Source organism: Allobosea sp. TWI1241, from assembly GCF_039673065.1.
Lineage (GTDB): Bacteria > Pseudomonadota > Alphaproteobacteria > Rhizobiales > Beijerinckiaceae > Allobosea.
On record NZ_JBDJKW010000026.1, the window covers coordinates 1 to 11,563 of the forward strand.

At 70.9% G+C, this 11,563-nt stretch carries 12 protein-coding genes and 1 pseudogene; all 13 read left to right on the top strand.

Annotation, left to right across the window (positions count from 1 at the left end; all coding sequences use genetic code 11):
• Positions 1-400 (top strand): SPOR domain-containing protein (locus tag ABE438_RS20120; RefSeq protein ID WP_346504462.1); only part of this gene is annotated, 400 nt, incomplete at its 5' end.
• A 193-nt stretch (positions 401-593) separates the two neighbouring features.
• Positions 594-1,685 carry a TRAP transporter substrate-binding protein gene (locus ABE438_RS20125; RefSeq protein WP_346504463.1) on the top strand — a complete coding sequence of 364 codons (1,092 nt, stop codon included), beginning with the start codon at positions 594-596 and terminating at the stop codon, positions 1,683-1,685.
• Positions 1,686-1,853: 168 nt separating this feature from the next.
• Positions 1,854-2,867, top strand: coding sequence for a beta-N-acetylhexosaminidase (gene nagZ / locus ABE438_RS20130; protein ID WP_346504464.1), 1,014 nt, complete (start codon positions 1,854-1,856; stop codon positions 2,865-2,867).
• A 68-nt stretch (positions 2,868-2,935) separates the two neighbouring features.
• Complete coding sequence (locus tag ABE438_RS20135; RefSeq protein WP_346504465.1) at positions 2,936-3,766, top strand: segregation and condensation protein A; 831 nt, start codon at positions 2,936-2,938, stop codon at positions 3,764-3,766.
• Positions 3,763-4,476: an SMC-Scp complex subunit ScpB gene (gene scpB / locus ABE438_RS20140; protein ID WP_346504466.1), complete on the top strand. Its 714-nt coding sequence runs from the start codon at positions 3,763-3,765 to the stop codon at positions 4,474-4,476. The genes ABE438_RS20135 and scpB overlap by 4 nt, the downstream gene beginning before the upstream one ends.
• Before the next feature lie 63 nt (positions 4,477-4,539).
• Positions 4,540-5,652 carry an ABC transporter ATP-binding protein gene (locus ABE438_RS20145; RefSeq protein ID WP_346504467.1) on the top strand — a complete coding sequence of 371 codons (1,113 nt, stop codon included), beginning with the start codon at positions 4,540-4,542 and terminating at the stop codon, positions 5,650-5,652.
• 64 nt (positions 5,653-5,716) lie between these two features.
• Positions 5,717-5,879 (top strand): annotated as a pseudogene (locus ABE438_RS20150) (twin-arginine translocase TatA/TatE family subunit); the annotation flags it as partial.
• A 125-nt stretch (positions 5,880-6,004) separates the two neighbouring features.
• Positions 6,005-6,739 carry a Sec-independent protein translocase protein TatB gene (tatB, locus tag ABE438_RS20155; RefSeq protein ID WP_346504468.1) on the top strand — a complete coding sequence of 245 codons (735 nt, stop codon included), beginning with the start codon at positions 6,005-6,007 and terminating at the stop codon, positions 6,737-6,739.
• Entirely contained in the window at positions 6,736-7,563 is an 828-nt protein-coding gene (tatC, locus tag ABE438_RS20160) for a twin-arginine translocase subunit TatC (protein ID WP_346504469.1), read from the top strand. Before tatB ends, tatC begins: the two co-directional genes overlap by 4 nt.
• 223 nt (positions 7,564-7,786) lie before the next feature.
• Positions 7,787-9,235, top strand: coding sequence for a serine--tRNA ligase (gene serS / locus ABE438_RS20165; RefSeq protein WP_346504470.1), 1,449 nt, complete (start codon positions 7,787-7,789; stop codon positions 9,233-9,235).
• A 4-nt stretch (positions 9,236-9,239) separates the two neighbouring features.
• On the top strand, positions 9,240-10,004 hold the full coding sequence (gene surE, locus ABE438_RS20170) for a 5'/3'-nucleotidase SurE (protein WP_346504471.1): 765 nt from the start codon (positions 9,240-9,242) through the stop codon (positions 10,002-10,004).
• A 60-nt stretch (positions 10,005-10,064) separates the two neighbouring features.
• A complete protein-coding gene (locus tag ABE438_RS20175) occupies positions 10,065-10,724 on the top strand; it encodes a protein-L-isoaspartate O-methyltransferase family protein (RefSeq protein ID WP_346504472.1) in 660 nt (219 codons plus the stop codon).
• Positions 10,725-10,839: 115 nt separating this feature from the next.
• Positions 10,840-11,563: LysM peptidoglycan-binding domain-containing protein (locus ABE438_RS20180; RefSeq protein ID WP_346504473.1), on the top strand; the 724-nt coding region annotated here is incomplete at its 3' end.

Below are 11,563 nucleotides of genomic sequence, written 5' to 3' on the forward strand. Positions count from 1 at the left end.
GACTGGCTCCGCGCCGGCTCCGGCGCGCCCGGCCGCGACGCCGCCGCGCAGCGAATCGGCGACGCCGGCTGCGACCACGCCTGCCCCGACCCGCACCGCCTCGCTCGATCCGGCCCCGGCCGCCGCCGCTGCGGCGCCACGCACCGTCGCGGGCGGCGGCTTCGTCGTCCAGCTCGCCGCGCCCGGCAGCGAGGCCGAGGCCCGCGCTACCTTCGCCGCGCTCCAGCGCAAGTATCCGCAGCAGCTCGGTGGCCAGTCGCCGATCGTGCGCCGCACCGAGCTCGCCGGCGGCAAGACCGTCTTCCGCCTGCGCGTCGGCCCGTATTCCCGCGAGGACGCCGCCTCGATGTGCTCAGGCCTCCAGGCGGCCGGCGGACAGTGCTTCATCGCGAAGAACTGAGCCGTCCGACCCCGCGACAGCCTTCCGGACCCCGCCGCTCGCGAGAGCGGCGGGGTTCTTCTTGGCCGAAAGGCCCGCCGGTGAGGCGACAATGCCTCTTTCCCGTGAGGGGGCTTGCGGCTAGCTTCCGCGCCAGCAAGCCCGGCCGGATGGATTCCCGCACGCGGCGCCAACAGCAAGACGAGGAAGCACCATGGATCGCCGCACTCTTCTCAAGACCTCGGCCGCCGGCGCCGCGGCCACGACGATCGCCGCCCCGGCCATCGCCCAGGCGAACCCGAAGATCAGCTGGCGCCTAACCTCCAGCTATCCCAAGAGCCTCGACACGCTCTACGGAATCTCGACCCAGGTGGCCAAGCGCGTCGCCGAGGCTACCGACGGCCAGTTCCAGATCCAAGTCTTCGCCGCCGGCGAGATCGTCCCGGCCCTGCAGGCGCTCGACGCCGTCTCGAACGGCACGGTGGAGTGCAGCCACACTCTGGCGAGCTTCTATATCGGCAAGGACACCGCCTTCGCCTTCGAGACCTCGCTGCCCTTCGGCCTCAACACCCGCCAGCAGAACGCCTGGCTCTATCAGGGCGGCGGCCTCGATCTCTGCCGCGACCTGATGAAGAAGTTCGGCGTCTACACCATCCCGTCCGGCAACACCGGCGCGCAGATGGGCGGCTGGTTCCGTAAGGAGATCAAGTCGGTCGCCGATCTGCAGGGCCTGAAGTTCCGCATCGCCGGCCTCGGCGGCCGCATCATGCAGAAGCTCGGCGTGGTGCCGCAGACCCTCGCGGGCGGCGACATCTACCCGGCGCTCGAGCGCGGCACCATCGACGCGGCCGAGTTCTCCGGCCCGCATGACGACGAGAAGCTCGGCTTCGTGAAGGTGGCGAAGTACTATTACTATCCCGGCTTCTGGGAAGGCTGCGCCAATGTCAGCTTCATCGCCAACATGGACAAGTGGAACGAGCTTCCCGCCTCCTACCGCGCGATCCTCGAGGCGGCCTGCGCCGAGGCGAACGCGCTCTGCGTCGCCAAGTACGACCACGGCAACCCCGACGCGCTGCTGCGGCTGATCGGTTCGGGCGCGGAGCTGCGCGCCTTCCCGCAGGACGTGATGCAGGCGGCCTTCAAGGAAGCCTTCGCGCTCTATGCCGAGCTCGCGGCGACCAATCCCGCTTTCAAGACGATGTGGGATTCCTTCCTGCCGTACTGGAAGAAGGAACAGCTCTGGTTCCGCGTCGCCGAGCTGCCCTTCGACGCCTTCAACGCCCAGGCGTCGCAGACCCTGCGCTGAGCCCGGCGCGTTCGCGCCTCATGCCCGCCCTCCGGGGCGGGCGTCTTCCTTCCGGGCACGCGAATGTGCGGGGAGGGGATGGCCGCTCATCCCGGGCCGTGATGGGCGATCAAGACCCCGACTGCGGTGGGCCATGCCCATCGCGCGAGAATCGGCGATAAGGGCTCCATGACATCCCGTGCCTTCATCGCCGGTTGCCTCGGCACCAGCCTCACCCCGGACGAGCGCGCCTTCTTCCGCGACGCCAGCCCGTGGGGCTTCATCCTGTTCCGCCGCAACACGCAGGATCCGGCCCAGGTCGCGGCGCTGACCGCCGAGATGCGCGATTGCGTCGGCTGGCACGCGCCGATCCTGATCGACCAGGAGGGCGGGCGGGTGCAGCGCATGGCGCCGCCGCACTGGCCGCCCTATCCGCCGGCGCTGGCCTTCCTCGCCATCAACGACCCGGTGACGCAGCGCGAGATCGTGCGCCTCTCGGCGCGGCTGATGGCGCACGACCTCAAGCAGTGCGGCATCGACGTCGACTGCCTGCCGGTGCTCGACGTGCCCGTCGCCGGAAGCCACGACGTGATCGGCGACCGCGCCTATGCCCGCGATCCCGCCATGGTCGCCAGGCTCGGGCGGGCGGCTGCCGAGGGGCTTCTCGCCGGTGGCGTGCTGCCGGTGATCAAGCACATGCCTGGCCATGGCCGGGCGCGGGCCGACAGCCATCACGCGCTGCCGGTCGTCGACGCGCCGCTCGACGCCCTGCGCGCCCACGACTTCGTGCCCTTCCGCCACCTCGCCGACATGCCGCTGGCGATGACGGCGCATGTCGTCTTCACCGCGCTCGACAAGCGCAGGCCGGCGACGATCTCGCGGCGCGTCGTGCGCGAGATCATGCGCGGCGAGCTTGGCTTCGACGGGCTGATCATGACCGACGACATCTCGATGAAGGCGCTTTCCGGCGGCTTCGCCGAGAAGGCGCGGGCGGCGATCCGCGCCGGCGTCGACCTCGTGCTGCATTGTCACGGCATCATGGACGAGATGGTCGCGGTTGCCGGCGCCGTGCCGGAGATGACCGGCCAGCGGGCGCGCCGCGCCGCCATGGCGCTCGCCCGCATCCGCCACGAGCCCGAGCCGCTGGACCTGGCCCAGGCGCGCGAGCAGCTGGCGCAGGCCCTTGCGTCCGGCGGGCGATAGCCCGACCCTTGGGCGTCCTCGTCGCGGCGCCCGGCCGGCGCCCTGAGGCGAGCGAGCGGGAGAGGTCAGTGGCGGCCGAGGAACTGCCCTTCGACGAGCTGCCGCCGCGCGCGGTCGCCGAACCGTCCTTCGTGATCGACGTCGACGGCTATGAAGGGCCGCTCGACCTGCTGCTCGATCTCGCCCGCCGCCAGAAGGTCGATCTCGCCCGCATCTCGATCCTGGCGCTGGCCGAGCAGTATCTCGCCTTCGTCGAGGAGGCGCGGGCGCTGCGCCTCGAACTCGCGGCCGATTATCTCGTGATGGCCGCCTGGCTGGCCTATCTGAAGTCGCGCCTGCTGCTGCCGGAGCCGCCGAAGGGCGAGGAGCCGAGCGCGGCCGAGCTCGCCGGCGCGCTCGCTTTGCGCCTGCGCCGGCTGGAGGCGATCCGCCGCGCGGCCCGCCAGCTCGCGGTGCGCGAACGCCTCGGACGCGACATCTTCGCGCGCGGCGCGCCCGAGCCGGTCGCCGCGACCGGGCCCGCGCGCTGGGAGGCCGACCTGTTCGACCTGCTCTCGGCCTATGCCGGCCAGCGCCAGCGCCGGGCACGCCCGCCGATGAGCGTCGGCCACCGGCAGGTTCTCTCGCTGGTCGAGGCGCGCGAGGCGCTGGCGCGGCTGCTCGGCGAGGCGCAGGACTGGACCGCCATCGACGACTACCTGCTGCGCTACATGGACAGGCAGGGGCTCGACCCCGTCGCGATGCGTGCGACGGTCCGCGCTTCCGCACTGTCGGCCATGCTGGAAATGGTCCGCGAGGGCGTGATCGACCTGCGGCAGGACGCGCCCTTCGCGCCGCTGCAGTTGCGCCGCCGCTCGGCGCGCCCGCCGGCGCTCGACCTGCGGAAGCCGCCGGAATGAGCGCGCCCGAGACGATTCAGGACAGGCTAGCAGAGACGGCGGCCCCGGCGGAGGGCGATCCGCTGGCGCAGGCCTGCCGCGTCGCGGAGGCGCTGCTCTTCGCCTCGGTGAAGCCGCTGAGCGCCGAGGAGATCGCCCGCGCTCTGCCGGCCGCCGTGCCGGTCGCGCAGGTGATCGCGGCGCTCGAACGCCTCTATAAGGGGCGGGGCGTGACGCTGCGCCAGGTTGCCGGCGGCTACGCCTTCCGCACCGCGCCGGACCTCGCCTATCTGCTCGCGCCGGAGGCCGAACAGCCGCGGCGGCTATCGCGGGCCGCCCTCGAGACCCTGGCGATCATCGCCTACCACCAGCCGGTGACGCGCGCCGAGATCGAGGACATCCGCGGCGTCGCGACCGCCCGCGGCACGCTCGACATTCTGCTCGAGGCCGGCTGGATCCGCCTGCGCGGCCGGCGGCGCTCGCCCGGTCGGCCGGTGACCTTCGGCACGACGCCCGGCTTCCTCGACCATTTTGGCCTCGCCCGCATCGACGACCTGCCGGGGCTGGAGGAGCTCAAGGGCACCGGCTTCCTCGAAGGCCCGGCGGCCCGCGATCTCTCGATCCCGGTGCCCGACGACGATCCCGACCTGCGCGCGGACGAGGACCCGCTCGGCGACCTGTTCGCGCCGCTCGACGACGGCGATGCGGCCCCGCCGGACGCGGACGCCTGAGGCCCGCGCGTGACGGCGGCGGCCGGCCGCGCTAGGGGAGGCGTTCCTGCCCGAGGAGACGACATGGCGCGCACCGATGGAATGACGCAATGGCTCGGCTGGGGCCGCCGTGGCACCGCGGGCGCGGCGATCCCGGTTTCGCTCGGCTTCGAGAACGTCACCCAGCGATTCGGCGAGCTGACGGCGCTGGACGATGTCTCGCTCTCGGTGGCACCCGGCGAGACGGTGGCGCTGCTCGGCCATTCCGGCTGCGGCAAGACGACGCTGCTGCGGCTGGCGGCGGGCGTCGAGCGGCCGAGCGCCGGCCGCGTGCTGCTGGAAGGCCGCGACGTCTCGGCGCCGGGCCGCTTCGTCGAGCCGGAGGATCGCGGCGTCGGCTTGGTGTTCCAGGACTATGCGCTCTTTCCCCATCTCAGCGTGCTGGAGAATGTCCGCTTCGGCCTGCGCGGCCTCGGCGAGGCGCAGGCGGTGACGGCGGCCGAGCGGGCGATCGCGCGCGTCGGCCTCGCCCATCTCGCCGGCGCCTATCCGCATATGCTCTCGGGTGGCGAGCAGCAGCGCGTCGCGCTGGCGCGGGCGGTGGCGCCGCGCCCCGGCGTGCTGCTGATGGACGAGCCCTTCTCCAATCTCGACCGGCGGCTGCGCGATACGGTGCGTGACGAGACCATGTCGCTGCTGCAGGAGATCGGCGCGACCTCGATCATCGTGACCCACGACCCCGAGGACGCGATGCGCGTCGCCGACCGCATCGTGCTGATGCGCCAGGGCCGAATCGTCCAGGCAGGCACTGCGGAGGAGCTCTATCGCCGCCCCGCCAGCCTCTTTGCCGCCCGATTTTTCTGTGACCTTGAGGAGATCGAGGGCGTGGTCAGGAACGGCGCCGTCGAGACCCCGATCGGCCGCTTCGAGGCGGCCGGGCTCGCCGAGGGCGAGCAGGCGGTGGTCTGCGCCCGGCCGCAGGCCTTCCGCGTCGTGCCGAAGGGTTTCTGCCTCGCCGGCCGCGTCGTCGGGCGCCGTTTCCTCGGCGAGGTCGACCAGCTGCACGTCGCCGTGAACGGGCTGGATGCGCCGCTCGCCGTGCGCTTCGCCCGGCCGGGCAGGGTCGAGGAGGGGGCCGAGGTTGGCCTCGACATCGACGGCGACGAAGTTCTTGTGTTCGCCGCGGTGGAACCCTAGGTTCCGCCACGAGGGTTTGGCCGCCGTGATGCGGCCCTGAAATCAAGTTCGGAGGAGTACCACCATGGGTGGCGTCAGCATCTGGCACTGGGTCGTCGTCGGCGTGATCGTCATGCTGCTGTTCGGCCGCGGCAAGGTCTCCGAGCTGATGGGCGACGTGGCCAAGGGCATCAAGTCGTTCAAGAAGGGCATGGCGGAGGACGATACCCCGCCGCCGCCGGCCACCCCGGCCGAGCCCAAGGTGATCGACCAGGCTGCGCAGACCGCCACGACCGAGCCGGCCAAGGCCGAAACCAAGGCCTGAGGCCGCACCGCCGCGAGGCGGTGACGGTGGCGAGAGGACCAGCCGTCGATGTTCGACATCGCCTGGAGCGAGCTTCTGCTGATCGGTGGCGTCGCGCTCATCGTGATCGGCCCGAAGGAACTGCCGAACGCCCTGCGCACAGCGGGGCAGGTCATCGGCAAGGTCCGCCGCATGGCGGGCGAGTTCCAGGGGCAGTTCAACGACGCGATGCGCGAGGCGGAGCTGCATGATCTGAAGAAGCAGGTCGAGGATATCGGCACCTCGGTGCAGACCGCGACCAGCATCGATCCGATCGAGCCGATGAAGGATTTCTCGACGCCGTCCGCCGCCAGCTCGCAGGCGGAGGTCGCCAAGGCGGCCGAGGCGCAGCTTGCTGCGATTCCCGCGCCGCCGGTGCTGCCGCCGGTCGAGATCAAGCCGTCGCCGGTCGCGACCCCGGCGCCTGAGGCCGCGCCGGCCAAGCCGCCGCGCCGCAGGAAGGCCGCGGAGGACTCCGCGGCCGCGGTCCCCGCGCCGTCCCAGCCCGTCGCTGCGACGCCCGCTGCCAAGCCTTCTGCGGCCAAATCTGCGGCAGCCAAGCCAGCGGTTACCAAGCCCGCGGCCCGGACGGTTACCGCCAAACCTGCTTCCGTAAAGCCCGCCTCCGCCAAGACTGCGGCGAAGCCCGCCTCCAAGCCTGTCCTGGCTGCTGTTCAGGCCGACGGCGCAGCGACGATCCCGGCGGCCAAGCCGCCCAGGCGCAAGCCCAAGGCCACCGCGGCCGATGATGGGAGCCAGGCATGAGCGTCGTCGAAGCGAATCGCGACGGCGATGACGAGATCGAGGCCTCCCGCGCACCGCTGATCGAGCATCTGATCGAGTTGCGCTCGCGCCTGATCAAGTCGCTGATCGCCTTCCTGGTGATGTTCTTCGTCTGCTTCGGCTTCGCCAAGCAGATCTACAACGTGCTCGTGCAGCCCTATGTCTGGGCCTCGGGCGCGGGCTCCTCGCCGCAGATGATCTATACGGCGCCGCTGGAGTACTTCTTCACCCAGATCAAGATCGCGGCCTTCGGCGCCGGCTTCTTCGCCTTCCCGGTGATCGCGACGCAGATCTACAAGTTCGTGGCGCCGGGGCTGTATCGCAACGAGAAGGCCGCCTTCCGCCCCTATCTCTTCGCGACGCCGGTGTTCTTCCTGCTCGGCGCGGCGATGGTGTTCTTCTTCGCCATGCCGGTGCTGATGAAGTTCTCGATCGGCATGCAGCAGGCGGCGACCGAAGGCCATGTCGGCATCCAGCTGCTGCCCAAGGTCAGCGAATATCTCTCGCTGATCATGACGCTGATCTTCGCTTTCGGCATCTCCTTCCAGCTGCCCGTCATCCTGACCCTGCTCGGGCAGGCCGGCATCATCGATTCGAAGTTCCTGCGCGAGAAGCGCCGCTACGCCATCGTCTTCGTCTTCGTCGTGGCGGCGGTGCTGACCCCGCCGGACGTGATCTCGCAGCTGATGCTAGCGGTGCCGATGCTGATCCTCTACGAGCTCGCGGTCTTCGCCGTGCGCCATGTCGAGAGGAAGCGCGAGGCGCAGAAGGCCGCCGAAGACGCTGCCGAGGCCGCGGAGGGCTGATCGGCCTCGCGGAGGCCGCCGCCTGCCGTTCGCGGCAGGCCCGGCGTACGCGCCGGGACGTCAAGGCCACCGTCGCGACCGGTCGAGGCGACCCTGCTTGGCCACGGACGGCCCTGCACGGCTCGGAAAGTCCGCGACATGACCGGTGAGGCGACGCTGGCGGTTCCCTCCCGCGCCGTCCCGGTCTAGAGGACAAGCCGGTTCCGCAACGGTCTGGCTTGCTATGTACGACATCAGATGGATTCGCGAGAACGCCGCGGCGTTCGATCGGGGCTTGCAGCGGCGGGGGCTCGAAGCCTTGTCGGGCTCGCTGCTGGCGCGCGACGACGAGCGCCGTGCCGCCATCGCCAAGGCCCAGGCCGCGCAGGAGCGCCGCAACGCGCTCTCCAAGGAGATCGGCAAGGCGATGGGCCAGAAGGACCTCGCCCTCGCGGAGAGCCTGAAGGCCGAGGTCGCGGCGCTGAAGGAGGCCGCGCCGGCGCTGGAGCAGGCCGAGCGCGAGGCCAAGGCCAAGCTCGACGCCGAGCTGGCAGCGATCCCCAACACCCCGAACGACGACGTGCCCGAGGGCAAGGACGAGCACGACAACGTCGTGCTCCGCGTCCATGGCGTGCGGCCCGAGGATTCCGGCCGCCTCGCCGGCGTGTCCGAGCCGAAGCAGCATTACGAGCTCGGCGAGGGGCTCGGCCAGATGGATTTCGAGACAGCGGCGAAGCTCTCCGGCTCGCGCTTCGTCGTGCTGCAGCGGGATATCGCCCGCCTCAACCGCGCCATCGGCCAGTTCTTCCTCGACACTCACACCGAGGAGCACGGCTACACCGAGGTGATGCCGCCGCTGATGGTGCGCGACGACGCCATGTTCGGCACGGCGCAGCTGCCGAAGTTCGAGGATGATCAGTTCGCGACCAGAAAGCCTTCTGACGAGGCTGAGCAGCAGTTTGCTGCTCAGCAGTCCGCAAATGCTGAATTTCTGCGAATTCTCGAACAAACTGGTGATGCGGAGGCTGCGCAGAAACAAGTCAATGTTATCGACCATCTGCGGCGAGCTGCGACGACCTCGCGGTTATGGCTCATCCCCACCGCCGAGGTGCCGCTGACCAATCTCGTGCGCGAGTCCATCCTCTCGGAGGAGGAGCTGCCGCGCCGCTACACCGCGCTGACCCCGTGCTTCCGCGCCGAAGCCGGCTCGGCCGGCCGCGACACCCGCGGCATGCTGCGCCAGCACCAGTTCGAGAAGGTCGAGCTGGTCTCGATCACCACGCCCGACAAGTCGCGCGAGGAGCACGAGCGCATGCTCGCCTGTGCCGAGAACGTGCTGAAGAAGCTCGACCTGCATTATCGCGTGATGACGCTGTGCACCGGCGACATGGGCTTCGCCTCGCAGAAGACCTGGGACATCGAAGTCTGGCTGCCGGGCCAGAAGACCTATCGCGAGATCTCGTCCTGCTCGGTCTGCGGCGACTTCCAGGCGCGCCGGATGAACGCCCGCTACAAGACGAAGGACGGCAAGGGGCCGTTCTACGTCCACACCCTCAACGGTTCGGGCACCGCGGTCGGCCGCGCGCTGATCGCCGTGATGGAGAACTACCAGAACGCCGACGGCTCGATCACCGTGCCCGACGTGCTGGTTCCCTATATGCGCGGGGTGACCCGCATCGCGAAGGCGGACTGATCCCATGCGCATTCTCGTCACCAACGACGACGGCATCCACGCCGAGGGCCTCTCGGTGCTCGAGGCGATCGCCCGCGAGCTCTCCGACGACGTCTGGGTCGTCGCGCCCGAGACCGACCAGTCGGGCGTCGCCCATTCGCTGTCGCTGTCGAACCCGCTGCGGCTGCGCAAGATCTCGGAGAAGCGCTTCGCCGTCGCCGGCACACCGACCGACTGCGTCATCATGGCGGTGCGCTCGGTGATGCAGGACGCCAGGCCCGACCTCGTGCTCTCCGGCGTCAACCGGGGCCAGAACGTCGCCGAGGACGTCACCTATTCCGGCACCATCGCCGCGGCGATGGAGGGCACGCTGCTCGGCATCCCCTCGATCGCGCTGAGCCAGGCCTATGCGCCGGGCGACCGCGGCACCGTGCTGTGGGACTGCGCCAAGCGGCATGCGCCGGCCATCGTGCGCCGCCTGCTCGAGGAGGGCATTCCCGAGGGCGTGCTGTTCAACCTCAACTTCCCGCATCGCGCGCCCGACGATGTCGCCGGGATCGCGGTGACGGTGCAGGGCCGGCGCGACCAGGAGCTGGTCAAGCTGGAGCCGCGCCATGACGGCCGGGGCTTCCCCTATTACTGGATCGCCTTCCAGCGCGGCCGCAACGAGCCGGCCAACGGCACCGACCTGCGCGCGCTGGCCGAAGGTCGCATCTCGGTGACGCCGCTCGAGCTCGACCTGACGCACGAGCCGACCCTGACCCGCTTCGCGCGCGTCTTCGCCGCCTGAAGCGGTGCGGATGGGCGGGGCATTTCTGGCGGAGGCCTGATTGGGGCCGGCGGGGTGGGCATGACCGACGTGCATGCGAGCAACGAAAGCGAACGGACGGTCGCCTTCCTGCTGTCCCTGCGCGCCCGCGGCGTGCGCGACCTCGCGCTGCTGCGGGCGATGGAGCGTGTGTCGCGCGAGCATTTCGCGCCATCGCGCTTCGCCGACCTGGCGCGGCAGGATGTCTCCGTGCCACTGGCCTGCGGCCAGACCATGACCGCGCCGCACACGGTGGCGGCGCTGCTCGCGGCGCTCGACATGCAGCCGGGCGTGCGCGTGCTCGAGGTCGGCTCCGGCTCCGGCTATGTCTCGGCGCTGCTCTCGGCCATGGGCGGGCAGGTCGTCTCGCTCGAACGCTACCGCACGCTGGCGCTCGCCGCGCATGAGAGGCTCGCTGGCAGCGGCTTCGGCAAGGCCGTCGAGCTGCGCCATGCCGACGGCTTCCAGCCCGACCGGACGCTGGGGCGCTTCGACCGCATCCTGGTCAACGGCGTCGTCCCCGCCATTCCCGACGCGCTGCTGGCGCGGCTGGGGCAGGGCGGGCGGCTGGTCGGTGCGCTGCGGGTCGAGGGCATGACGCGCCGTGTCGTCGTCACCCTCGGCGAGAACGGCGTCGACCACGCGCTCGGGCCCGCTATCCGCCTGCCGCCGCTGGCGCCCGGCCTCGCGCGCGCCCTGTGACGGCCGCCCGGCGGCCTCCGAAATTTACGGACCGGCTTCGCGTCGAAACGCTTTCGTAACCTAACCGCCGCTTTAATGCGGCTCACAGAGTTGCGTCGTTCGCGAGTCCGAGTTCATGCGTAAGCACGTCGAATCGGCCATGCCGAAGTCCCTGGTCCGCGTCGTTTCGGTCTGCGCTCTCGCGGCCGGACTCGGGGCCTGTTCCGAAGCGACCCGCTTCACCGAAGCGCCGTTCGCCAACCCCTTCAAGACGGCCCAGGCGCCTGCCGTGCGCGATCCGGTCACGACCGGCTCGATCGGCCGCTCGCCGTCCTATCAGTCTCAGCCGGTCTATCAGGGCTCGGCCCCGTCGGCCGGCGTCAGCAGCCAGCCGCTCGCGCCGCCCTCCGCGCCCGTCGCGATGAATTCGGCCCCGGCCCCAGCCGCGCCGTCCTCATCCCGCGGTACCGGTGGTTGGGTCGCGGAGGGCGGGACCTCCGTCGTCGTCGCCCATGGCGAGACGCTGGACGTGATCTCCAACCGCTACGGCGTGCCGCGCACCGCCCTGATGTCGGTGAACGGCCTCTCGGGCAACACCGTCGCGCCGGGCACCCGCCTCACCGTGCCGGTCTACAACGCCAACGCCGCGGCGGTCGCCTCCCGCGCCGCCACCTCGGTCCAGCAGCCGGTGGCTGCGGCCCGCCAGGAGGCTTCGCGCCTGGCGCCGGTCGCCGCCGCTCCGGCGGGGACGCTGCGGGCGCCGGCGCCGGCGGCTGCCGCCGCCAGTGCCGCCAAGGCCCGGGCGGACGCCGCCCCGGCCGAGAAGACGCGGGTCGCCGCCGATACGCGCAGCATGACCG

Excerpts from the sequence above, each read along its gene's own strand:
- surE (WP_346504471.1), top strand. The coding sequence starts at position 9,240 with ATGCGCATTCTCGTCACCAACGACGACGGCATCCACGCCGAGGGCCTC.
- serS (WP_346504470.1), top strand. The coding sequence starts at position 7,787 with ATGTACGACATCAGATGGATTCGCGAGAACGCCGCGGCGTTCGATCGG.
- tatB (WP_346504468.1), top strand. The coding sequence starts at position 6,005 with ATGTTCGACATCGCCTGGAGCGAGCTTCTGCTGATCGGTGGCGTCGCG.
- scpB (WP_346504466.1), top strand. The coding sequence starts at position 3,763 with ATGAGCGCGCCCGAGACGATTCAGGACAGGCTAGCAGAGACGGCGGCC.
- ABE438_RS20125 (WP_346504463.1), top strand. The coding sequence starts at position 594 with ATGGATCGCCGCACTCTTCTCAAGACCTCGGCCGCCGGCGCCGCGGCC.
- ABE438_RS20145 (WP_346504467.1), top strand. The coding sequence starts at position 4,540 with ATGGCGCGCACCGATGGAATGACGCAATGGCTCGGCTGGGGCCGCCGT.
- tatC (WP_346504469.1), top strand. The coding sequence starts at position 6,736 with ATGAGCGTCGTCGAAGCGAATCGCGACGGCGATGACGAGATCGAGGCC.
- nagZ (WP_346504464.1), top strand. The coding sequence starts at position 1,854 with ATGACATCCCGTGCCTTCATCGCCGGTTGCCTCGGCACCAGCCTCACC.
- ABE438_RS20175 (WP_346504472.1), top strand. The coding sequence starts at position 10,065 with ATGACCGACGTGCATGCGAGCAACGAAAGCGAACGGACGGTCGCCTTC.